At 71.5% G+C, this 21,172-nt stretch carries 20 protein-coding genes; 7 read left to right on the top strand and 13 right to left on the bottom strand.

Features of this window, described 5'->3' with window-relative positions:
• Positions 1-48: 48 nt before the first annotated feature.
• From AB8O64_RS24900 to AB8O64_RS24910, 3 genes are all read right to left on the bottom strand, one after another.
• The gene (locus AB8O64_RS24900; protein ID WP_370421506.1) at positions 49-2,370 is read right to left on the bottom strand and encodes a glycosyl hydrolase family 18 protein; all 2,322 of its coding nucleotides are present in this window, start codon (positions 2,368-2,370) and stop codon (positions 49-51) included.
• A 163-nt stretch (positions 2,371-2,533) separates the two neighbouring features.
• A complete protein-coding gene (locus tag AB8O64_RS24905; RefSeq protein ID WP_370421507.1) occupies positions 2,534-3,220 on the bottom strand; it encodes a response regulator in 687 nt (228 codons plus the stop codon).
• On the bottom strand, positions 3,217-4,437 hold the full coding sequence (locus AB8O64_RS24910) for a sensor histidine kinase (protein ID WP_370421508.1): 1,221 nt from the start codon (positions 4,435-4,437) through the stop codon (positions 3,217-3,219). The genes AB8O64_RS24905 and AB8O64_RS24910 overlap by 4 nt, the downstream gene beginning before the upstream one ends.
• A 179-nt stretch (positions 4,438-4,616) precedes the next feature.
• On the opposite strand from AB8O64_RS24910, the gene AB8O64_RS24915 reads away from it, so the two are divergent.
• Positions 4,617-5,195: a hypothetical protein gene (locus tag AB8O64_RS24915; RefSeq protein WP_370421510.1), complete on the top strand. Its 579-nt coding sequence runs from the start codon at positions 4,617-4,619 to the stop codon at positions 5,193-5,195.
• A gap of 48 nt (positions 5,196-5,243) precedes the next feature.
• Here the strand turns inward: AB8O64_RS24915 and AB8O64_RS24920 are convergent, their stop codons facing one another.
• The 3 genes from AB8O64_RS24920 to AB8O64_RS24930 are packed head-to-tail and all read right to left on the bottom strand — an operon-like array spanning position 5,244 to position 7,404.
• Entirely contained in the window at positions 5,244-5,816 is a 573-nt protein-coding gene (locus AB8O64_RS24920) for a cob(I)yrinic acid a,c-diamide adenosyltransferase (RefSeq protein WP_356453983.1), read from the bottom strand.
• 14 nt (positions 5,817-5,830) lie between these two features.
• Positions 5,831-6,595, bottom strand: a complete 765-nt coding sequence (locus tag AB8O64_RS24925; RefSeq protein WP_370421512.1) for an ABC transporter permease — start codon at positions 6,593-6,595, stop codon at positions 5,831-5,833.
• An 11-nt stretch (positions 6,596-6,606) separates the two neighbouring features.
• A complete protein-coding gene (locus AB8O64_RS24930; protein ID WP_370421514.1) occupies positions 6,607-7,404 on the bottom strand; it encodes an ABC transporter ATP-binding protein in 798 nt (265 codons plus the stop codon).
• An 80-nt stretch (positions 7,405-7,484) separates the two neighbouring features.
• Here AB8O64_RS24930 and AB8O64_RS24935 point away from each other — a divergent pair, with 80 nt between their 5' ends.
• From AB8O64_RS24935 to AB8O64_RS24950, 4 genes are all read left to right on the top strand, one after another.
• Entirely contained in the window at positions 7,485-8,135 is a 651-nt protein-coding gene (locus AB8O64_RS24935; RefSeq protein WP_370421516.1) for a TetR/AcrR family transcriptional regulator, read from the top strand.
• Positions 8,136-8,306: 171 nt separating this feature from the next.
• Positions 8,307-9,155, top strand: a complete 849-nt coding sequence (locus AB8O64_RS24940) for a 3-hydroxyacyl-CoA dehydrogenase family protein (protein ID WP_130879950.1) — start codon at positions 8,307-8,309, stop codon at positions 9,153-9,155.
• Positions 9,156-9,292: 137 nt separating this feature from the next.
• Positions 9,293-9,616 carry an STAS domain-containing protein gene (locus AB8O64_RS24945; protein WP_130879951.1) on the top strand — a complete coding sequence of 108 codons (324 nt, stop codon included), beginning with the start codon at positions 9,293-9,295 and terminating at the stop codon, positions 9,614-9,616.
• 268 nt (positions 9,617-9,884) lie between these two features.
• Entirely contained in the window at positions 9,885-12,476 is a 2,592-nt protein-coding gene (locus AB8O64_RS24950) for an ATP-binding protein (RefSeq protein ID WP_370421519.1), read from the top strand.
• Positions 12,477-12,637: 161 nt separating this feature from the next.
• On the opposite strand, the gene nucS is transcribed toward AB8O64_RS24950, so the two are convergent.
• Complete coding sequence (gene nucS / locus AB8O64_RS24955) at positions 12,638-13,300, bottom strand: endonuclease NucS (protein WP_130879953.1); 663 nt, start codon at positions 13,298-13,300, stop codon at positions 12,638-12,640.
• 221 nt (positions 13,301-13,521) lie between these two features.
• Here nucS and AB8O64_RS24960 point away from each other — a divergent pair, with 221 nt between their 5' ends.
• On the top strand, positions 13,522-13,914 hold the full coding sequence (locus AB8O64_RS24960) for an SCO5389 family protein (protein ID WP_365379224.1): 393 nt from the start codon (positions 13,522-13,524) through the stop codon (positions 13,912-13,914).
• A 194-nt stretch (positions 13,915-14,108) separates the two neighbouring features.
• On the opposite strand, the gene AB8O64_RS24965 is transcribed toward AB8O64_RS24960, so the two are convergent.
• The gene (locus tag AB8O64_RS24965) at positions 14,109-15,149 is read right to left on the bottom strand and encodes an LLM class flavin-dependent oxidoreductase (RefSeq protein WP_370421520.1); all 1,041 of its coding nucleotides are present in this window, start codon (positions 15,147-15,149) and stop codon (positions 14,109-14,111) included.
• Positions 15,150-15,353: 204 nt separating this feature from the next.
• On the opposite strand from AB8O64_RS24965, the gene AB8O64_RS24970 reads away from it, so the two are divergent.
• Positions 15,354-15,695, top strand: coding sequence for an ATP/GTP-binding protein (locus tag AB8O64_RS24970; RefSeq protein WP_130879956.1), 342 nt, complete (start codon positions 15,354-15,356; stop codon positions 15,693-15,695).
• A 214-nt stretch (positions 15,696-15,909) separates the two neighbouring features.
• Here AB8O64_RS24970 and AB8O64_RS24975 read toward each other — a convergent pair whose 3' ends face one another.
• From AB8O64_RS24975 to AB8O64_RS24995, 5 genes are all read right to left on the bottom strand, one after another.
• Positions 15,910-16,851, bottom strand: a complete 942-nt coding sequence (locus AB8O64_RS24975) for an ABC transporter permease (protein WP_370421521.1) — start codon at positions 16,849-16,851, stop codon at positions 15,910-15,912.
• Complete coding sequence (locus AB8O64_RS24980; RefSeq protein ID WP_370421522.1) at positions 16,848-18,083, bottom strand: ABC transporter ATP-binding protein; 1,236 nt, start codon at positions 18,081-18,083, stop codon at positions 16,848-16,850. Before AB8O64_RS24980 ends, AB8O64_RS24975 begins: the two co-directional genes overlap by 4 nt.
• Before the next feature lie 130 nt (positions 18,084-18,213).
• Positions 18,214-18,984: an ABC transporter permease gene (locus AB8O64_RS24985; RefSeq protein ID WP_356455957.1), complete on the bottom strand. Its 771-nt coding sequence runs from the start codon at positions 18,982-18,984 to the stop codon at positions 18,214-18,216.
• 2 nt (positions 18,985-18,986) lie between these two features.
• Positions 18,987-19,985 (bottom strand): ABC transporter ATP-binding protein, encoded by a 999-nt coding sequence (locus AB8O64_RS24990; protein ID WP_370421523.1) that lies wholly within the window; start codon positions 19,983-19,985, stop codon positions 18,987-18,989.
• A 185-nt stretch (positions 19,986-20,170) separates the two neighbouring features.
• Positions 20,171-21,109: a cellulose-binding protein gene (locus AB8O64_RS24995; RefSeq protein ID WP_130879962.1), complete on the bottom strand. Its 939-nt coding sequence runs from the start codon at positions 21,107-21,109 to the stop codon at positions 20,171-20,173.
• Positions 21,110-21,172: the final 63 nt, after the last annotated feature.

Consider the following 21,172-nt stretch of genomic DNA (forward strand, 5'->3'; position numbering starts at 1 on the left):
CGTGTGGCGAACGCCGGCCGGGCTCGTTCTAGCCCGGCCGGCGATTTGTTATTTCAGGCCGCTGTCGACGGCGGTCATCAGCGTGCCGCTGTCGCCGGACATCTCCCAGATCATGACGCCACCCAGCTTCTGGGTCTTGAGCCAGGTCGTCTTCTTGCTGATGGACCAGACGTCGTCGAAGGTCCACCACTGGCCCTTGTCGCCCGTGTAGCCGTACGTCGCGACCGACTGCTCGTCATGGTGCACGGTCAGGTTGGGGACGGACGCGAGCAGGTTGTCGTAGCCGCGGGTGCCGGCCTCCTCCGGGAACTGGCCAGGAGCCGCGCCGCCCGCCGTCTGCCACTCGCCGCGCGCGCCGCCGTCGGCGACCTGCTGCCAGCCGCGGCCGTAGAACGCGAGGCCGAGGACGACCTTGCGCGGATCGACGCCGGCGTCGAGGTAGGCCCGGACGGTCGACTCGACGCTGAACTTCGTGGGGTACGGGTCCTGGGCGTCGGTGTAGAGATTGCCCTGGTGGCCCGTGCGGTTCGGCTCCCAGCTGTTGTCGCTGCCGGAGCCGTGGAAGTCGTAGCCCTGGACGTTGGCGAAGTCCATGTAGTCGAAGACGCTGGGCGTGCCGTCCTTGGTGGTGATGTCCCAGCCCGCCTCGATCTTGCCGGGGTCGGCCGGGGTGAAGGCCGTGAGCAGGTACTTCTTGCCGGTCGTGGTGCTCAGGGCGTCGAGCTGGCGGCGGAACTCGGCGAACAGCAGGGTGTTGTTCGCCTTGTCGTCCTTCGAGACGTGGTTGCCGGCGTGGCCCTCGGAGCCCGGCCACTCCCAGTCGAGGTCGAAGCCGTCGAAGACGCCGGCCGCGGCCCCGGCGCCACCGCGCCCGCCGGTGGTCGGCAGATTGCCCTTGATGTACATGTCGACGCAGGACTTCACGAACTTCTGCCGGGAGGCGTCGGTCTTCGCCGCGTCGGAGAAGTACTTGCTGTAGGTCCAGCCCCCCAGCGAGATCAGGGTCTTGAGCTTGGGGTACTTGGCCTTGAGCTTCTTGAGCTGGTTGTAGTTGCCCGCCAGCGGCTGGTTCCAGGTGTCGCCCACCCCGTCGACGGACTCGCCCGCTCCGAAGCCCTTCTCGTAGTCGGCCCAGGCGTCGCCCGCGCCGTCGCCCTGGTTGGGGTCCTGGGGGTTGGGGGAGGTGGCCTTGGTGACGCCGTTGAGGCAGGTGAGGTTCATCGGGTCGATGTTGGAGAAGGCGTAGTTGAGGTGCGTGAGCTTGGCGGCGGCGCCCGTGGTGTCCAGGGACTTCACCGTGTAGCCGCGCCCGTAGATGCCCCACTGCACGAAGTAGCCGACCTTGGCGTACTCGCCGGGCTGTCCGCCCCCGCCGGTGGTCCGGACGCTCAGCGGCGCACTGGCCTTGCCGGTCTGGTCGGCGGTGTCGCGGGCGACGACGGTGTAGGCGTAGTCGGTGCCGGGGGTGAGCCCGGTGTCCTGCCAGGCGAGCTTGGCCACGGTCGTGACCTTGGTGGTGCCGCGGTAGACGTCGTAGTTCTTGATGCCCTTGTCGTCGGTGGCGGCGGTCCACTTCAGCGCGACGGAGGTGTCGGTGACGGCGGTGGCCTGGGGGGTGCCGGGGGCGGAGGGCGGTTTGTCGGTGCCGCCGCCCGTGCCCGTACGGACGGTGGTGGGCGGGGAGGCGGGTCCCGTCTGACCGGCGGTGTCGCGCGCGACGACGGTGTAGGTGTACTCGGTGTCGGCGGTCAGGCCGGTGTCGGTGAAGGTGGTGCCGGAGACCGTGCCGACGACGGTGGTGCCGCGCAGGACGTCGTAGTTCTTGACGCCCTTGTCGTCGGTGGCCGCCGTCCAGCTCAGCGAGACGCTGTTCTCGGTGACGCCGGTGGAGGTGGGCTGCCCGGGCGCGCTCGGCGGGTCGTCGCCGGAGGAACCGTCACAGGGGCCGCCGTCCAGCTTGCAGCCGCTCGGCTCGCCGTCCCCGGAGGCGACGAAGCCGAAGGAGACGCTGGCGCCGGGGGCGATGGTGCCGTTGTACTCGCGGTTCTTCGCGGTGTGGTGCCCGCCGGAGGAGGTGACCAGGGCGTCCCAGTAGGCGCCGACGGTGGTGGTCGCGGGGAAGTCCCACTCGACGGTCCACCCGTTGATGGTGGTGGTGCCGGTGTTCTTCACCGTCCACTGGCCCTGGAAGCCGCTGCCCCACTCGGAGGTCTTGGTGAAGGAGGCCGTCGCGGAGGCCGCCGCCTGGGCCGGTGCGGCAGCCAGGCCGACCAGGGTGGCGAGCGGGAGCAGCAGTGCGGCGAACACCACGACGGCTCCGGAAGCGATGCGTTTGGTGTGTCTGTTACGTCCTGAGGTTCCTGTGCTCAAGGGAAACTCCTTGAGTGTGGGGGCACCTCCCAGCGGTGGGCTGGGGGATTCCTTGACTGGTGGGGGACGAACGTCGGAACCAGTGCGCAGCCCGGTGAGTGTGCGTTATTTGAACACCCTCACCACAGTTGTGAGGGGAGAGTAAGAAGGTCTGGACCAACGGTCAAGAGGTCTGGACCAGGCCCAACTCCTGGGCCAGCACGGCCGCTTGCACCCGGCTGCGCAGCTCCAGCTTTCCGAGCAATCGGCTGACGTGCGTCTTCACCGTCGCCTCCGCCATCCCCAGCCGCTCGGCGATCTGCGCGTTCGACAGCCCCGCCCCGAGTGCCGCCAGCACCTCGCGCTCGCGGCGCGTCAGGACGTCGAGGACGGCGGGGTCGGGTGCGTTCGCCGACCGCGAGGGCACGGGGCGGGCGAACTCCGCGATCAGCCGGCGCGTCACGGCCGGGGAGATCAGCCCCTCGCCGCGCGCGACGGTCCGGACGGCCGCGACCAGATCGGCGGCCTCGCTGTTCTTGAGCAGGAACCCGGCCGCTCCCGCGCGCAACGCCCCGAAGACGTACTCGTCCAGGTCGAAGGTGGTCAGCACGAGGACGTCCGCCAGCCCCTCGGCGACGATCAGCCGGGTCGCCGACACCCCGTCCAGGCGGGGCATCTGGACGTCCATCAGCACCAGATCGGGCCGTAGCTCACGGGCCAGCCGTACGGCTTCCTCGCCGTCCGGGGCCTCGCCGACGACCTCGACGCCGGGCGCCGAACGCAGGATGAGCACCAGCCCGGACCGCACGGCGGACTGGTCGTCGGCGACCACCACGCGGATGTGCCCGTTGCCCGTCTCGCGGTCCGTCATGGCGTCCCCTCCTCTTCCACGGGCAGCTCCGCCCGTACCTCCCAGAACTTCTCTCCGTCGGATCCGGCCACCGGGCCGGCCTCCAACTCCCCGCCCAGCAGGGCGACCCGCTCCCGCATGCCGACCAGCCCGGCTCCCGCACCCGGCGCCCGGGGGCCGTGCTGGTCGCCGCTCAGGGCGCTCGTCACCCGCACGGTCAGCGGCCCGGCGCCCGCCGCGCCGCCGTGCCCGTCGCGGGACAGCTCCACTGCCACCTCGCCCGGCGCCGCGTGCTTGACGGCGTTGGTCAGCGACTCCTGCACGATGCGGTACGCCGCCAGCTCCACCGGCGCCGGGAGGGCGCCCGGGCCGCGCGCGTCCCGCAGGACGAAGACGAAGCGGTCGTCGCGCACGGTGGTACGGGCCCGGGCGAGCAGCGCGTCGACGCCGTCGAGCCGGGGCGAGGCGGCGGGCTCCTCGTCGGGGCCCGCGTCCCGCAGAAGTCCGATGAGACGGCGCATCTCGGCGAGCCCCTGCACACTGTTCTCCCGGATCACGGTCAGCGCCTCACCGGACGCCTTCGCATCGCCTATCGACAGCGCGGCCGTGGAGTGGATCGCGATGGCCGACAGATGCCCCGCGACCATGTCGTGCAGCTCGCGCGCCATCCGTGCGCGCTCCGCGCCGACCGCCTCGCGCCGGTCCAGCTCCGCCAGCAGCGCGGTTCGCTCGGCCTCCAGCCGCGCCGCGTGGGCGGCGTCCCGATGTGCACGGAGCCCGATACCGGTCCAGGCGGGGGCGATGGTCAGCACGCCGATGCCGAAGCCGATGAGCAGCGCCTCCGGCTTCCGGATGACGGCCAGGGCCAGCAGCGTCGCGATGCCCGTCACCAGCTCGCAGGCGCGCGGGATGCGCCGGGCGACGGAGAGCCGCCCGTACAGCGCGGCCGCGTACACGACGTCCGTGTACATGGCGATCGTCGCGACGAGCGAACCCGTGCAGATGTCGAGCACGATCGTGACCGTGCCGATCGCGAGCCCGGTCAGCGGGGCGCTGCGGCGCAGCAGCTCGGTGCCGCACATGATGCCCAGCGCGACCAGACACAGCCACTTCGGCAGCCCGAGCATCGGCGGGTTGTTGCTCAGCCCGAGGAACCACAGGGTGAGCCCGCCGAGCAGCCCGACGGCCGCGATGAGGACGTCGTCACGGTGGGGACGGCTGGGGAGGCGGACCGGCATGGGTCCATCACAGCACGTCGGAGCGGGTGGGGACGTCCCCTGCGGGGCGCTTCGTGACGGACTTCGGTACATCGAAGGATGCAGCGCGGGATCGTCACGCGCGACGACGAAACGGAAGCCGTCGGCGGCGACGCTGGAGGGGTCCCGAACGAAGGGGGCGGTAAGGGAAGGAGAGACCCGTGATCGTGACGCTGATCATCGCCTGTGAGGTCGGCTTCTGGGTGCTGCTGGCCGTCGGCCTGAGCCTGCGCTACCTGGCGAAGATGCCCCGCACCGGCGCGGCCGTGCTGCTGCTGGAGCCCGTGCTGGAGCTGGTGCTGCTGGTCGCCACCGCGATGGACCTGCGCAATGGCGCGGAGGCCGACTGGAAGCACGGTCTGGCGGCGGTCTACATCGGCTGGTCGGTCGGTCTGGGCCACTCCACGATCAAGTGGGTCGACCAGCGCTTCGCCTACCGCTTCGCGGGCGGCCCCCCGCCGGTCAAGGCGCCGAAGTACGGCAGGGCGCGCGCGGTCCACGAGTGGAAGACAGCCGGCCGCTGGGTACTGGCGGCGGTTGTCGCCATGGGCCTGCTCCAGGGCGCGATCTGGTACGTCGGCGACTCGGGCGACATCAGCTCGCTGCGTGCCTGGCAGACGAAGATGTACTTCGTGATCGGCATCAACCTGCTCATCGCGGCGAGCTACACGATCTGGCCCAAGGAGCCGAAGGGCGGAGCGGGTTCCGAGGAAGGGACCCGCACCTTCGAAAAGCTCTGACCTCGTGTCCCGGCCCTCGACGGGGGTAGGGCCGGGACACGCCGGGCTTCAGCGATCCCCGCCCGGCACCCACAGGACGTCCCCGAGCTCCTTGTTCGCCGTCCTCGCCAGGATGAACAGCAGGTCCGAGAGCCGGTTGAGGTACGTCGCCGTCAGCGGGTTCATGATGTCGCCGTGCAGCTCCAGCGCCGCCCACGTGGAGCGCTCGGCGCGCCGGACCACCGTGCACGCCTGGTGCAGCAGGGCCGCGCCGGGCGTGCCGCCGGGCAGGATGAAGCTGCGCAGCTTCTCCAGGTCCTCCAGGAAGTGGTCGCAGTCCGCCTCCAGCTTGTCGATGTAGGACTGCTCGACCCGCAGCGGCGGGTACTTCGGCTCCTCGACGACCGGCGTCGCCAGATCCGCCCCGACGTCGAAGAGGTCGTTCTGCACCCGGACGAGTACCTTGACGACCTCCTGCGGCAGCTGCCCCAGCGCGATGGCCACGCCGATCGCGGCGTTGGCCTCGTTGGCGTCGGCGTACGCCGCGATGCGGGTGTCGGTCTTCACGGTGCGGCTCATGTCGCCGAGGGCGGTCGTGCCGTCGTCCCCGGTGCGGGTGTAGATGCGCGTCAGATTGACCATGGGTCCGAGCCTAGCTACGCACCGGCCGCACGGAAGAGCCGTGTGCCCGCCGCCACGGAGACGGCGGCCAGGGCGACCGCCGCGAGGGTGCCGTGGAGCACGGCGGGCGCCGTGTAGTCGCCGATGAACGCCGCCCGTACCGCGTCGACCGGATAGCGCAGCGGCATCAGGTGGGAGAGCGCGTCGAGCCAGCCGGGCGCCAGCGACATCGGCAGCATCAGGCCCGACAGCAGCATCGCGGGCAGATTGACGGCGTTGACGACCGGTGCGAAGGCCTGGGGGGCGGCGGCCTTCATGGCCAGCGCGTAGGACAGCGCCGCCAGCGAGGCCGCCAGCAGGGCGACGAAGGCGAAGCCGATGAGCACGCCGGGCAGCGGCGCGCGCAGTCCCATGGCGACGGCCGCGAGGACGAGCAGCCCGGCCTGGAAGGTCAGCAGCACCGCGTCGCGCAGCACCCGCCCCAGCAGCAGGGCCAGTCGGCTGACCGGGGTCACCCGCATGCGTTCGACGACGCCGTGCTGCTTCTCCATCAGCAGCCCGATCCCGGCGAAGCCCGCGCCGAACAGCGCGAGTTGGAGCAGCAGTCCGGGGACGAGGATCTGCCAGGAGCTGCCCGAGGCGCCGAGCGGCACGTCGGTGAGCAGGGGCCCGTAGAGGAGGAGGTAGAGCAGCGGCATCAGCATGCCGAAGGTGACGGCCATCTTCGAGCGCAGGGTCTGCCGGGCGTAGCGGCCGAAGACCAGCGCCGTGTCGGACAGGAGTGCGGGGACAGGGGGCATCGCGGTGGCTCCTAGACGGCTACGGGGGCGGATTCCCGGGGCGTGGCGGTGCGCCCGGTGATGGCGAGGAAGGCGGCTTGCAGGCTCGCGTCGGGTGAGCCGGCGTATCGGGTCTTGAGGGCGGCCGGGGTTCCTTCGGCGACGACGGCGCCCCGGTCGACGACGACCAGCCGGTCGGCGAGCACGTCGGCCTCGTCGAGGTAGTGGGTGGTGAGGACGACGGTGGTGCCCCACTCGGCCCGGACGCGGCGCAGGAGGTCCCACAGGTCGGCGCGGCTGCCGGGGTCGAGTCCGGTGGTGGGCTCGTCGAGGAAGAGCACCTCGGGGCGGTGGGTCAGGGCCATGGCGAGGTCGAGACGGCGTCGCTGGCCGCCGGAGAGTGCGCCGCAGGGGCGGTCCAGGAGCCCGGTGAGACCGAGGTCGAGGGTGAGTTCCTCGACCCGGGCGGCGGCTTCGGCCTTGCGGAGCCGGTAGAGGCGGGCCTGGGTGAGCAGTTCCTCGCGCAGGGACACGGTCGGGTCGACGCCGCCGGACTGGGCGACGTACCCGGTGCGGCGCCGTACGCCCGCCGGGTCGCGGGCGAGGTCGTGGCCGGCGACGGTCGCGGTGCCGCCGGTGGGGGAGAGGAGCGTGGTGAGCATGCGCAGGGTGGTGGTCTTGCCCGCGCCGTTGGGGCCGAGGAGACCGAGGATCTCGCCCTCGCGGACGGTGAGGTCGATGCCGCGTACGGCCTCGACGGGGCCTCGCCCGGTGCGGAAGGTCCGGGTGAGCCCGGTGGCGCTGATGCTGAGCCGATCGGGTGCGTCCATGGCCGCAAGAAAAGCAGAGTCTCTTAAAGTTTGCAATGACCCCAAGTTTTCATGGAGTCCAGCGAAGCTATGATGGGGCCATGACCGAGGGGCTCAGGGAGCGGAAGAAGCGGCAGACCAGGCAGCACATCTCCGATGTCGCGACCGGCCTGTTCCTGGAGCGCGGATTCGACGCCGTGACGATCGCGGAGATCGCGGCGGCGGCCGACGTGTCCGTCAACACCGTGTACAACTACTTCCCGGCCAAGGAAGACCTCTTCCTCGACCGTCAGGACGACGTCGTCGACTGGCTGCCGTCCGTCGTCCGGGGCCGGGCCGAGGGCGAGTCGGCCGCCCGGGCCGTGCTGCGCGCGCTGCGCGCCGAGGCCGTGGCCGTGTCGCCGCGCCTCGGGCTGATCGACGGATACGACCGCTTTCTGCGGGTCATCGGGGACTCGCAGGCCCTGACGTCCCGTCTCGCTGCCATGGACCGGCAGGCCACCGAGGCGCTCACGGTCACCCTCGCCGAGGAGGCCGGGGCCGCGCCCGGTGACGTACTGCCGGAACTGGTGGCCGGTCAGCTCACCTGGGTGCTGGCCCGGCTCACCGAGCACATCGGACGCGCGCTGCTGACGGGCCGTACGGCGGTGGACGCCTCCCGCGACGCGCTCGTCCTGCTGGACGAGATGGAGGAGCTGATGGGGGAGAAGCTGCTCGGCTACGCCGGTGGGACCGTACGGCCGACCGTGTGAATCCTGGGGCTGGAGTGGCTCAACTGCGGGGTGTGGTCAGGCCGCTGGGCTGTCCAGTGTGACGTCCGTCATTTGGGACGTGACGCGCATCTCTTCCTTCCCAACGGCGCGCCCACTGACGCTAAGGTCCGGGCCAGAGACCGTAAGTGAACAGGGATTAAGGGGACAGCAGTGGCCAAGAAGCTCGCCGTCATCGGAGCCGGTCTGATGGGTTCCGGGATCGCACAGGTCTCCGCCCAGGCCGGGTGGGACGTCGTGCTGCGGGACGTCACCGGCGCGGCGCTCACGCGGGGTACGGACGGCATCAAGGCCTCGTACGACAAGTTCGTCTCCAAGGGCAAGCTCGACGCGGACGTCGCCGAGGCGGCCCTCGCCCGGATCACGGCCACCACCGACCTGGACGCGGCCGCCGACGCCGACATCGTCGTCGAGGCGGTGTTCGAGGACGTCGACACCAAGCGCGAGATCTTCCGCACCCTGGACGGGCTGGTGAAGGACGAGACGGTCCTCGCCTCCAACACCTCCGCCATCCCGATCACCAAGATCGCCGCCGCCACGCAGCGCCCGGAGCGCGTCGTCGGGACGCACTTCTTCTCGCCGGTGCCGATGATGCAGCTTTGCGAGCTCGTTCGCGGGTACAAGACCAGTGACGAAACGCTCGCCATCGCGCGGGAGTTCGCCGAGGGTGTCGGCAAGACCTGCATCGTCGTCAATCGCGACGTCGCGGGCTTTGTCACCACGCGCCTCATCTCGGCGCTCGTCGTCGAGGCGGCCAAGCTGTACGAGTCCGGGGTGGCCAGCGCCGAGGACATCGACATCGCCTGCAAGCTGGGCTTCGGTCATGCGATGGGGCCGCTGGCCACCGCCGACCTGACCGGTGTCGACATCCTGATGCACGCCACGGACAACATCTACACCGAGTGCCAGGACGAGAAGTTCGCACCGCCGGAGCTGATGCGCCGCATGGTGGACGCGGGTGACCTCGGCCGCAAGAGCGGGCAGGGCTTTTACCAGCACTGAGCCTGTAACGCCCAATCGAATTCACCCTCCGGGGTGAATTCGGTATCGGTTCGCTTACAGGCGGCAACTTTGTCGTGTGAGAGGCAGTCAGTTCAGTACGGCCACACCCACATCATCGACCACTCCCGGGAGCGCATATGCATATCAGGGGCGACCACGCCGAGCTGGTCGTCGGGGGGCGCCTCGACGTCCGTAACGCGGCGGACGCCCGAAGCCTGCTGCACTCCGCGCTCGACGCCGGCCGGGGCGACCTCGTCCTGGACCTGACCGAGCTGGACTCCTGGGACGCCACCGGACTCGGGGTGATCATGGGAGCCCACCGCCGGGCCGGCCGCACCGGCCGACGGCTCGTCCTGCGCGGGGTCCCCGACCGGATGCAGCGGCTCCTGGTCGCCACCCGGCTGCACCGCATCCTCGCCATCGAGGGCGGCATCGAGGCGGAGTCCCTGCCCCGCGTCTGACCTGCCCGCCCCTTCAGGACGTCACCCCGGTCCGCCGTCCCTCGTTCCCCTCCGACCCCCTCCGGCATCAGATCCTCATAAGACTGTGATCTGCCCCGGCGGCATCCGCCCCCGGCGGTCGTAGATACTGGGCGCAGGTCTGAGGTTCGGTTTTCCCGCCGCACACGAAAAGGCCGCATAAGTACGCCCACGGCGGGCACCGGACCAGAAGCGAAGGTCAGGCCGAAAGGGCAGGACGGCACGCCACGCATCTGGGGGGCTTTTGACCATGGACCCGACGAACCCGGGATCCGAGGACTTCCACGACGACGTCCGCGCGTCCGCCGACGGCGGCCCGCAGCAGCCGTCGCGGACGGAGCCCGCGGCCGCGTCGTCGAGCGCGCCCGACTCCCCGAGCCAGGGCCCCGTCCGGGTCGTCCAGCTGGTCACCGGCGACTATCTGCTCACCGTCAACCCCGTCGACGGCAGCGAAATAGAGCCCTGCCCGCCCGGCCGGCTGCCCGCCCGCCCCCAGCGGCACGGCGCCGACGAGCGTGCCGAGCTGCGCCGCGCCGCGGCCCCGCCGCCGCCCGCCCGCCCCGTCGGCCCCGAGCTGCCGCTGGTCGAGCGGGACGAGGAGCGCGAGCGGCTGACCCGGCTGCTCTCCCGCGGCCGTTCCGTGCGCCTCACCGGCCCCGCCGGTTCCGGGCGCACCGCCCTGCTGGACGCCGTCGCCACCGACGTCGAGGGCCTGGCCCCCGACGGCGTCGTCCGCCTCAGCGGCTACCACCGCACCCCCGCCGATCTGCTCTACGAGCTCTTCGCCGCCGTCCACCACGCGCCCCTGAACCGCCCCGACCGGGCCGGGGTCCTGGCGGCGGTGCACGAGATCGGCGCGATCGTCGTCCTGGACGACCTCGAATTCGGCGGCAGCGCGCTCGACGAGCTGCTCGACGCGACCCCCGAGTGCGCCTTCCTCCTCGCGGCCACGCCTGACGTCGCCGCGCCCTCCCCCGACTCGCACCTCGAAGAGGTCTTCCTCGGTGGCCTCGACCGCACCGGCTGCCTGGAGCTGCTGGAGCGGTCCGTGGAGCGACCGCTCACGGACGAGGAAGCCGACTGGGCGGCGGACCTGTGGTTCGAGTCCGAGGGGCTGCCGCTGCGGTTCGTCCAGGCCGGGGCCCTGCTGCGGCACCGCGACCGGACGGGCGCCGACCCCGCCGCCGTCGACGAGTTCGGCGTCTTCGCCGAGCGGCCCTACGTGGCCGACGCGGCCGGCGGGCCCGAGGAGGCCGGCGGCGACGTCAAGCCGCCGCTGCCGAGCCTCGCCGTCAGCGCGGCGCCCGTCGGCGTGCTCGCCTCCCGGCTCAGTGACGTCGCCCGCGACACCCTGAGCTTCGCCCTCGCCCTCGGCGGCGAGGTCCCCCACCAGGCCCACCTGCCCGCGCTGGCCGGTGACACCCACGCGGACGCCGCCGTCGGCGAGCTGCTCGCCAGCGGGCTGATCACCGCCGTCGGCGCGCACTACCGGCTCGCGGCCGGCGTCGCCGACCAGCTGCTCGCCGAGGGCTACGGCACCGACACCGCCGCCCGCGCGCACTCCGCCGCGCAGCACTACGCCTGGTGGGCCGGGCACCCCTCCGTCGCCCCCGAGCGGGCCGCCGCCGAGGCCGACGCGATCCTCGCCGCGATGGCCGTGCTGGTCGCCGACGGCGAGGCCGGACACCCGGCGGCCGCGGTGCTGCTGGCCCGTACGGCGGCGCCCGCCTTCGCCGCCGCCTGCCACTGGAGCGCCTGGGAGCGCTGCCTGCGGCACGGCCAGGCGGCCGCGCGCATGTCGGGCGAGGTCGGCGAAGAAGCGTATTTCCACCACGAGTTGGGCGTGCTGGCGCTGTGCACCGGCAACCTCGACCGGGCCCGCGCCGAGCTGGAGGCCTCGATAGGGCTGCGCGGTGTGATGGCCGACAAGCGCGGCGCGGTCGCCGGCCGCCGGGCGCTCGCGCTGGTCGCCGACCGCTCCGGGCTGGCGATGGGCATGCGCGGCGTCCCCGGCGTGCCCCCGCTGCCGCCGCTGCCCGGCGAGGACGGGCCCGCCCCGGCGGCCGAGGAGATCCCGGCCGCGCGGAGCGAGCAGTCCCTCACTCCGCCCTACGCCGTGCCCGCGGCCCGCTCCCACGACTCGGGGGCGACCACGGTCGTGGGCCGCTTCGGCGCGGACAGCGGCAAGACCGGGCCCGCGGGGGCATCCGCCTCCGGGCCCGTCGCGCAGAGCGGCCCGGGCCGCCCGGCGCACCGCGAGCCGTGGGCCAGGAGACTCATGGCGGGCCGGGCCCGGCGCAATCTGATCGCGGCGGGCGCGGGCGCGCTCCTCGCGGGCGTCCTCGGCACGGTCGTCACGCTCGGCGCGGCCTCCGGTGGCCCCAACCACAAGCCGTCGGACCAGGTGAAGCCGGACCAGTCGGCGTCCCAGCAGGACGGCGACAACACCCTCAACGCCGATCAGCCGGCGCCGGGCGCCACCGGCCGCCCGCAGGCGCCGGGCGGCACGGGGAAGCCGGGCCAGTCGCAGAGCCCGGGTGCCACGCCGTCCTCGCCGGGCGCCTCCGGCAGCACCTCGCCGAGCCCGAGCGACAGCGGCTCGCCGTCCGGCACGCCGTCGTCGTCGAGCGGGCCGACGAAGAGCCCCACGCGTACGCCGGGCGGTGGCGATCCCACGCCGCCGACGCAGAAGCCGACGCCGACGAAGACGCAGGAGCCCACGAAGGACCCCGAGCCGCCGACGCAGAATCCGACGCCTCCCTCGTCCCCCGCCGGCAGCTCGAACTCCGCGAGCGGCCCCGCGCCGGGCGGATCGGGCAGCGGTAGCGCTCCCGCTGTGTAGGCCGTGCCGGGTGCACCTCCGCTGCGCGGCGGTGTCCTCAATCGCCGGACGGGCTGAAATCAGCCCGTCCGGCGATTGAGGACGCGCCCGCAGGGCGCCCGCCGCCGCAGGCGGCAAGACGGCCCGCCGTCGGCAGGACAACCCCGCAGGGCGCCCGGTCCTTAGAACAGCCGCAGCTTGTCGTCCTCGATGCCGCGCATCGCGTCGTAGTCCAGGACGACGCAGCCGATGCCGCGGTCGGTGGCCAGAACGCGTGCTTGCGGCTTGATCTCCTGCGCGGCGAAAATCCCTCGTACGGGGGCGAGGTGCGGGTCGCGGTTGAGCAGCTCGAGATAGCGGGTCAGCTGCTCGACGCCGTCGATGTCGCCGCGCCGCTTCAGCTCCACGGCCACGGTGGCGCCGTCGGCGTCCCGGCAGAGGATGTCCACGGGGCCGATCGCCGTCGGATATTCGCGACGGATCAGGGTGTATCCGTCACCGAGCGTGGTGATGCGGTCCGCGAGCAGCTCCTGAAGGTGTGCTTCCACGCCGTCCTTCACCAGACCGGGATCGACACCCAGCTCGTGCGAGGAATCGTGGAGGACTTCCTCCATGGTGATGATCAATTTCTCGCCCGCCTTGTTCACCACCGTCCACACGCTGCCGTCGCCCTCCTTCAGCGTGCAGGGCGGGGACATCCAGTTGAGGGGCTTGTAGGCCCGGTCGTCCGCGTGGATGGAGACGCTGCCGTCCGCCTTGACCAGGATCAGACGCGGGGCGGAAGGAAGGTGGGCGGTGAGCCGGCCCGCGTAGTCCACGGAGCAACGGGCAATGACGAGACGCATGGTGGGTCACGCTACTCGACTCCTGCCGCTCGACGCGATTCGCCCCGGAAGAACCCGTTCGATGGAGGGCGCTGGATGGCCAGTTGTATGTGCGTTCTCCTGGTGCGGCAGCAGTGGCCGAATTACCGTTGAAGCGGGCGGTCGCCGTACGGGCACAGGGCGTCGTCGTCCGCCCGCCCATCCCTGTGACCCCGCTCGCGGGGTCCTCGAGAGGAGAACCCATGTCGCTCGACGTCTCACCGGCCCTCCTTGAACAGGCCGAGCGAGGCGAGGTCGACGAAGCGGAATTCGTCGACTGCGTCCGGAACTCCCTGCCGTACGCGTGGGAAATGGTCAGCTCTCTGGTGGTCCAGCTCAAGGTCGAAGGCGGCGCATTCGCCGACAACCGGACGCCGCCGCCGGACGAGCATGCGCGCGGTCAGCTGCTGCGCGCCCTTGCGAGTGACGCGATTCGCGGTGCGCTCCAGCGACACTTCGGGGTACGCCTGGCGTTCCAGAACTGCCATCGGGTGGCCGTCTTCCCGCTCGACCCGGCGGTGGACGACCGCCTGGCCCGCTTCACCTCGATCCGGGGCCAGCTGCTGAACCAGTCCCCGGAGCTGCGGGACTGCTGATCCGCCCATGCTGCCGCTCCTCGCGGGGGGAGGTGTGCGACGAGTAGTGGGCGGCAGCTCCGCACGATTCGCGGGGACACGGGGGACACGGGGGCACAGGGGTGCAGGGGCCCGGGTGGGGGAAGCCGGGCGAAGGGCATGGGCACAAGGGGGCGCACGGCCGGGGGCAGGAGGCCCGTACCGGCCGTACCGGCTCAGGCGAGCAGCGGCAGTACCTCCCCGCCGAGCCGACGGAGATTGTCCTCGGTGGCGGCGAGATCTCCCGAGCCCTCGGTCAGCAGGGCGAAACGGCTGATGCCCGTGCGCTCGGAGGTCGCGGCCAGCCGGTCGGCGCACAGCCGGGGCGGCCCCACCGGATGGAGATCGCAGAGCAGCTCCGTGTAGGCGTACGGGTCGCGCATCCGCCGCTCACGGCCGTCGACCGTCACATGCGCCGTGAGCCCCTTGTGCAGCCAGCCCGGCATGGCCTTCAGCAGGGTCTCGGTCGCGGCGGCCCGGTTGTCCGCGACCTGGGCGACCCCGGCCGCCACATGGCCCGCCGCCGCGACCTCCTCCGGCGAACTCCCGTACTCCAGGGCGCATTTGCGCCACGCGGCCACCATCTCCGCCTTCTCCTCGTCCCCGATGTGCATGCCCAGCAGCATCGGCAGCCCCTGCCGGGCCGCGAGCCGCACACTGTCGGGCGAGGTGCAGGCGACCATGACCGGCGGGCCGGGACGGTCGGCACCGGAGAGGTCGAGCAGTTCGTCCGGGCGCGGGACGACCGGGACCTCGCGGAAGGCGAATCGTTTCCCGTCAGCGCTCACGCGGGGTTCGCGCAGCCAGCGCATCAGCAGTTCGAGGGACTCGGGGAACCCCTCTTCGTACGCCGCGAGGCCGGAGTTGAAGACCTCCAGATCCACCCACGGCCCGCCGCGCCCCACCCCGAGGGTGAATCGGCCACCGGACGTCAGATGCAGGAGTGCCGCCTGTTCCCCCAGGGCCACCGGGTGCACGGTCGGCAACACGCTGACAGCCGTGCCCACTTCGATGGAATGCGTGCGCCCCAGCAGCAGTGCCGCCAGGGTGACGGCGGACGGGCAGACTCCGTACGGTACGAAGTGGTGCTCGGCCACCCAGACGGCGTCCAGCCCGGCCTCCTCGGCCACCTCCGCCGACCGCACGGCTCGGTACAGCGCTTCTCCGTGGCCCTGACCGGGGAATTGGGCGGCTAGGACAAAAGCTCCAACGCGCATCGCTCTGACTCCTCCTAAGCGACCGACGCGGCCTCCCCCCAAAGGCAATAACGCCCGACACGTGCCAAGGGCACGGCGGCGCGTGAAGTTTTCATGATGATCGGAGAGCGGGCGGGGGTGGTGCCGGGGTGCGGGTGCCCGGGCGGGCCGCCGCAGCGCGTAATACTGGTCACGGCCCGTGTTTCCAGACCTCCGAGGTGTTCCGTGTCCCCGCGCCGAAACCGCCCGCGAGGCGGCGCCGACAAGCAAGCCGCCGACCCGCGCGACGAGCGTGAACCGGTCGGCAACCGTTACGGGCTGGAGCGCACGGAGAGCTGGCAGGGCGAGGAGTGGAACGTCCGCATGATCGGCGGCGGCTCGGCGGCCAAGCACTATCGCTGCCCCGGCTGCGACCAGGAGATCCCGCCCGGCGTCCCGCACCTCGTCGCCTGGCCGCAGTACGGCGGCGGCGTCGAGGACCGCCGCCACTGGCACAAGGCCTGCTGGAACGCGAGAGACCGCCGGAGCGCGAGGCTCCAGCGGTCTCGTAACGCACCGCGGTACTGATGGCTCCCGCCGCCCGGCGTTCCGGGGTTTCAGGGTGACCCTGCGAGGGCCGGATCGGTGCGAGATCCGCCCCTCGGGGGCCGCCCCCTCGGCCCGCCGGGGCGGGGGTGAAGCGAGGTCCGACCCGGCTTCTCCCCTCTCCGGGGTTCAGGGGGCGAAGCCCCCTGCGAGGCCGGATCGGCCCGAGGTCCGTGCAAAGGCTCAGCGCCCAGCGTTACGCGTCGCGCTTCACCAGTGCCGCGTACGCGCCGCCCAGGGCGACCGCCGCCATGACGAGCATGACCCACAGCGGTTCCCAGCCGGTCAGGCCGTCGCCGCCCTCGGTGGCGAAGATGCCGACGAGCTGGCTGGGGATCGAGTACTCGAAGAGCCACTCACGGACGTCCGAGAGGCTCTCGGACATCATGAACATCGCCACCACCACGGGCAGCAGCACCAGACCCAGCATGGTCGTGATGGCCCCGGCGGAGTGCCGCAGCAGCGTGCCCACGGCGAGCGCCAGCAGCCCCAGCGCACCCATGTAAAGGCTCACGCCGACGGTCGCCTGGAGCCACTCCGCGCCCGTCGCCTCAAGGGCCAGATCGCCGACCATCGCCGTGTTGATCACACTCACCAGCGCGGTGGAGACCAAGGTGATCACGAACGTCAGCGAGAAGAAGACGATCGCCTTGGCCGCCAGCACCCGGCCGCGGTTCGGGCAGGCGGTCAGGGTCGTGCGGATCATCCCCGTGGCGTACTCGGAGGCGATCGTCAGGACCCCGAGGGTGATCACGCAGATCGAGCCCAGCAGCAGACCGAAGACGCCGAGGCCCAGCGCGGAGGCGTCGACCTCCTTGTTCACCGCCTTGAAGATCGTCCCGATCAGGATGCCGATGCCGACCACGAGCACGACCATGACGCCGAGCGTCCACATCGTCGAGGGGACCGACTTGATCTTGGTCCACTCGGAGGCGAGCGCGTCCCCGAGGGTGGCCTTGCGCACCGGGATCGGCGAGACGTAGCCGCCGGCGGGCGCCGTGCCCGGCCAGTAGCCCTGCTCGTGCTGGGGCTGCTGGGGCTGCTGCGGCTGGGCGTAGGCCTGGGCGGCCTGCGGGGGTCCCTGCGGCGGGCCCTGCGGGGCGGACTGCGGGGGCGCGGGGTGCTGGGGGGTGGTCATCGGGCGTCCTCGCTGTCGCGCTTGGTGAGGTCGGCGGGGGCGGGTGCGGAAGCCGGTGCGGCGGGCGGCTGCGCCGGGGGAGCGGCCGGAGCCGCGGCGGGCGGCTGAGGCTGCTGGTACTGCGGAGCGGCAGGCGCGGCGGCGAACTGCTGCTGGTGCTGCTGCGCGTACGGGTTGGGCTGCTCGCCCGGAAGCACGGGGTAGGGGTTGCCCTGCGGCTGCCCGTGCGGCTGCCCCTGCGGCGGGGCCCAGCCCTGCGGGGCGCCCGGCTGGCCGTACCCGGGGGCGGACTGCTGGAAGCCGGACATCTGGTCGGCGGTCGAGCGGTAGTCGACCGCGCCCTGGGTGAGGCGCATGTATGCCTCTTCCAGGGACGCCTGGTGCGGGGAGAGCTCCCACAGACGGACGTCCGCGCCGTGCGCGAGGTCGCTGATCCGGGGGAGGGCCAGGCCCGTGACGCGCAGCGCGCCGTCCTGCTCGGGCAGCACCTGGCCGCCCGCCTCGACCAGCGCGGCGGTGAGCTTCTCGCGGCTCTCCTGCTCACCCTCGGGCGTGCGGACGCGGGCGAAGTCCGCCGAGTTCGCGGAGATGAAGTCGGTGACGCTCATGTCGGCCATCAGCTGGCCGCGCCCGATGACGATCAGGTGGTCGGCGGTCAGCGCCATCTCGCTCATCAGGTGCGAGGAGACGAAGACCGTGCGGCCCTCCGCGGCGAGCCGCTTCATGAGATTGCGGACCCACAGGATGCCCTCGGGGTCGAGGCCGTTGACCGGCTCGTCGAAGAGCAGCACCTGCGGGTCGCCGAGCAGCGCGGCGGCGATGCCGAGCCGCTGGCCCATGCCGAGCGAGAAGCCCTTGGAGCGCCTGCGGGCCACGTCCTGCAGACCCACGACGCCGAGCACCTCGTCGACCCGGCGGGCCGGGATGCCGGAGAGCTGGGCGAGGGACAGCAGGTGCTGCCGCGCGCTGCGCCCGCCGTGCACGGCCTTCGCGTCGAGGAGGGCACCGACCTGGCGGGGGGCGTTGGGCAGCTTGTTGAACGGGTGGCCACCGATGGTCACCTGCCCGGCCGTCGGGTTGTCCAGGCCCAGGATCATGCGCATCGTCGTCGACTTGCCGGAGCCGTTGGGCCCCAGGAAGCCGGTGACGGCGCCTGGCCGCACCTGGAACGACAGGTTGTACACGGCCGTCTTGGCGCCGTAGCGCTTCGTCAGGCCGACTGCCTCGATCATTCTCCGCCCCTCGCGAGCTGGTCGGGGCAATAAGCCCCCGTGAGGGTTAGGAGGATAGACGAGGGTTGACGGTTCCCGATTTGTGGGATTTCCAGGGTCGGCGGTGGGTCAGGGAGTGATCACCGAGCGCTCATGCGTCCCGCCTCTTCAGCAGGACATATGCGCAGATCAGCGCGGCGACCACCCAGACCACCATGATCGCGAACCCGCCCCACGGCCCGTACGGGGCGTCGTCGTCGAAGGTGACGACCTGCATGACCTTCTGCCCCGCCTGGTCCGGGAGGTACTGGCCGACCTTCTTGGTGGCGGAGACGTTGCCGAGGATGGCGGAGATGAGGAAGAAGAACGGCATCAGGATGCCGAGCGAGAGCATCGGGCTGCGCAGCATCGTCGCGACGCCCATCGAGAAGACCGTGATCAGCGTCATGTAGAGCCCGCCGCCGATCACCGCGCGCAGAACTCCGGGATCGCCGAGGGCCGCTTTGTGGCTGCCGAGCATCGCCTGGCCGACGAAAAAGGCGACGAAACTCGTGATCATGCTGACGACGAGGGCGAGCAGCGTGGCAATAGTGATCTTGCTGAAGAGAAAGGTGCCGCGCTGCGGAACGGCCGCCAGTGAAGTGCGGATCATTCCGGTGCTGTATTCGTTCGACACCACCAGCACACCGAAAACGATCATCGCGAGCTGTCCGAGACCCATCCCGGCGAAACTCGTGAAGGTCGGATCGAAGGTCAATTTCTCCCGCGTGGAGAGTTTGTCGAACTCATTTTTGGACAATGCGCTGATCAGCGCGCCGAGCGCGACCGTCACCACCACGGCCAGACCGAGCGTCCACACCGTGGAACGCACGGATTTGATCTTTGTCCATTCGGAGCGCAGGACCTGCGTCACCACCGCCATCGTCAGGCCCCTTTCTTCCGCCAGTCGGCTCCCCAGCCGGGGCGCCCGCCCGGCGGCGCGGCCGACGTGTCCTGCCGGGCCTCCTCCGGCGGGCGGCCGTCGTGCGCGTGGTACTCCACCGACTCGGCGGTGAGCTGCATGAAGGCCTCTTCCAGGGACGCCCGCTGGGGGCTCAGCTCGTGCAGCGTGAGCTGGTGCCGCGCGGCCAGCTCGCCGAGGTGCGGCGCGTCCTCGCCGTCCACCTCCAGGGAGCCGTCGGCCGCGGGCCGGGCGGTGATCCCGGCCCCGGAGAGCACATCCCGCAGCCGCTCGTGGTCGGGCGAGCGCATCCGTACGTACGACCGTGAGTTCTCCGCGATGAAGGCGGCCATGGAGGTGTCGGCGAGCAGCCGGCCCTGGCCGATGACCACGAGGTGCTCGGCGGTCAGCGCCATCTCGCTCATCAGGTGCGAGGAGACGAAGACCGTACGGCCCTGGGCCGCCAGGTTCTTCATGAGATTGCGGATCCAGTGGATGCCCTCGGGGTCCAGTCCGTTGACCGGCTCGTCGAACATCAGGATCTCGGGGTCGCCGAGCAGTGCGGCGGCGATGCCGAGCCGCTGGCCCATGCCGAGCGAGAAGCCCTTGGTGCGCTTCTTGGCCACCGAGGTCAGGCCGACGGTGTCCAGCACCTCACGCACCCGGGCGCGGGGGATGCCGTTGCTCTGGGCCAGGCACAGCAGGTGGTTGTGGGCGCTGCGGCCGCCGTGCCAGGCCTTGGCCTCCAGCAGGGCGCCGACGACCTTCAGCGGATCCTTCAGCGAGCGGTAGTGCCTGCCGTCGATCCGCACCGAGCCGCTGGTGGGGTTGTCCAGGTCGAGCATCATGCGCATGGTCGTGGACTTGCCGGCGCCATTGGGGCCCAGGAAGCCGGTGACGATCCCGGGGCGCACGGTGAAGGTGAGGTGGTCCACGGCGAGCTTCTCGCCGTAGCGCTTGGTCAGCCCCTCAAGCTCGATCATTCACCCACGCTAAGGGGGCCCGGGGCGCCTCGCCACCGGTGGCGGCGGGTCCGGAACACCGGCGGACCGGGCCGGATGTATGGCCGAAACTATGGCTGAGAACAGCCCAGCGCCCCGTGCGCCACAGGGGTTCGCGCACGACGCGCTGGGTACGTTCAGCCCGCTACGGGGCGTCGTTCACGGGCTCAGCGGCTCTGCTGGGCCGGGACGCCGCGGGAGATCGGCTCGTCGTCGCCGGGGACGCCGGCCGCGGCCACCGCCGCGCCGGTCAGCGTGGCCAGCATCTCGCGGACGTTGGTCAGCTGGGCGTTGATGCTGTCGCGGCGGTTGGTGAGCGCCGCCAGCTCACGCTCGGATTCGCTGCGGATCCGGTCGGCCTTCGCGTTGGCGTCGGCGACGATGTCCTCGGCCTGGCGCTGCGCGGTCTCCACCGTCTGGCGGGCCCGGCGCTCGGCGTCCGTGCGCAGCTTCTCCGCCTCCAGTCGCAGCTGCTCGGCCCGGTGCTCGATCTCCGCGAGCCGCTTCTCGGCCTTGGCCTGGCGGGACGCCAGGTCGCGCTCGGACTGCTCGCGGCGCTTGGCCAGGTTGGTCTCGAAGTCCGCCGCGGCCTGGGCGGCCTTGGCACGGGTCTCCTCGAAGAGGGAGTCCGCCTCCTCCCGCTTGGACTGCGCGTCCTTCTGCGCCTCGGCCCGCAGGGAAGCGGCGTCGCCCTTCGCCTTCTCGACGATCCGGGCGCCCTCGTCCTCCGCCTTCGCCTTGCGCTCGGCGGCGAACGACTCGGCGTCGTTGCGCACCTGCTGCGCCGCCGACTCCGCCAGCTCACGGTGCTGCTCGGCGGCCCGACGGGCCTCCTCGCGCAGGTCCTTGGCCTCTTCCTCGGCCAGCCGCAGGATCTTCTCGACCCGTGCCCCGAGACCCGCGTAGGACGGCTCCGCGTCATTGACCTGGGCCTGAGCGTTCTGCGTTTCGAGGTGCAGCTCCTCGATCCGCTTTTCCAGAGACGTGATGCGAGCCAGTGCGCTGTCACGGTCGGCAACGAGCTTCGAAATGCGGTCGTCCACCTGGCCGCGGTCGTAGCCACGCCGCACGAGCTCGAAGCCGAAGGGGGAGGAAGTGTCACTCATGGGGTTCCTGTCGAAAGAGACCGGTGAGGTGATAGAGGGAATCCTAGGGGTGCGAGCGGCGTG

Origin of the sequence: Streptomyces sp. QH1-20 (genome assembly GCF_041283565.1) — a bacterium.
Lineage (GTDB): Bacteria > Actinomycetota > Actinomycetes > Streptomycetales > Streptomycetaceae > Streptomyces > Streptomyces syringius.

What these genes read in the sequence shown, in the direction of transcription:
- AB8O64_RS24905 (WP_370421507.1), bottom strand. Translation starts at nt 3,220, where the DNA reads ATGACGGACCGCGAGACGGGCAACGGGCACATCCGCGTGGTGGTCGCC.
- AB8O64_RS24910 (WP_370421508.1), bottom strand. Translation starts at nt 4,437, where the DNA reads ATGCCGGTCCGCCTCCCCAGCCGTCCCCACCGTGACGACGTCCTCATC.
- AB8O64_RS24920 (WP_356453983.1), bottom strand. Translation starts at nt 5,816, where the DNA reads ATGGTCAATCTGACGCGCATCTACACCCGCACCGGGGACGACGGCACG.
- AB8O64_RS24925 (WP_370421512.1), bottom strand. Translation starts at nt 6,595, where the DNA reads ATGCCCCCTGTCCCCGCACTCCTGTCCGACACGGCGCTGGTCTTCGGC.
- AB8O64_RS24930 (WP_370421514.1), bottom strand. Translation starts at nt 7,404, where the DNA reads ATGGACGCACCCGATCGGCTCAGCATCAGCGCCACCGGGCTCACCCGG.
- AB8O64_RS24935 (WP_370421516.1), top strand. Translation starts at nt 7,485, where the DNA reads ATGACCGAGGGGCTCAGGGAGCGGAAGAAGCGGCAGACCAGGCAGCAC.
- AB8O64_RS24945 (WP_130879951.1), top strand. Translation starts at nt 9,293, where the DNA reads ATGCATATCAGGGGCGACCACGCCGAGCTGGTCGTCGGGGGGCGCCTC.
- AB8O64_RS24950 (WP_370421519.1), top strand. Translation starts at nt 9,885, where the DNA reads ATGGACCCGACGAACCCGGGATCCGAGGACTTCCACGACGACGTCCGC.
- nucS (WP_130879953.1), bottom strand. Translation starts at nt 13,300, where the DNA reads ATGCGTCTCGTCATTGCCCGTTGCTCCGTGGACTACGCGGGCCGGCTC.
- AB8O64_RS24960 (WP_365379224.1), top strand. Translation starts at nt 13,522, where the DNA reads ATGTCGCTCGACGTCTCACCGGCCCTCCTTGAACAGGCCGAGCGAGGC.
- AB8O64_RS24965 (WP_370421520.1), bottom strand. Translation starts at nt 15,149, where the DNA reads ATGCGCGTTGGAGCTTTTGTCCTAGCCGCCCAATTCCCCGGTCAGGGC.
- AB8O64_RS24975 (WP_370421521.1), bottom strand. Translation starts at nt 16,851, where the DNA reads ATGACCACCCCCCAGCACCCCGCGCCCCCGCAGTCCGCCCCGCAGGGC.
- AB8O64_RS24980 (WP_370421522.1), bottom strand. Translation starts at nt 18,083, where the DNA reads ATGATCGAGGCAGTCGGCCTGACGAAGCGCTACGGCGCCAAGACGGCC.
- AB8O64_RS24985 (WP_356455957.1), bottom strand. Translation starts at nt 18,984, where the DNA reads ATGGCGGTGGTGACGCAGGTCCTGCGCTCCGAATGGACAAAGATCAAA.
- AB8O64_RS24990 (WP_370421523.1), bottom strand. Translation starts at nt 19,985, where the DNA reads ATGATCGAGCTTGAGGGGCTGACCAAGCGCTACGGCGAGAAGCTCGCC.
- AB8O64_RS24995 (WP_130879962.1), bottom strand. Translation starts at nt 21,109, where the DNA reads ATGAGTGACACTTCCTCCCCCTTCGGCTTCGAGCTCGTGCGGCGTGGC.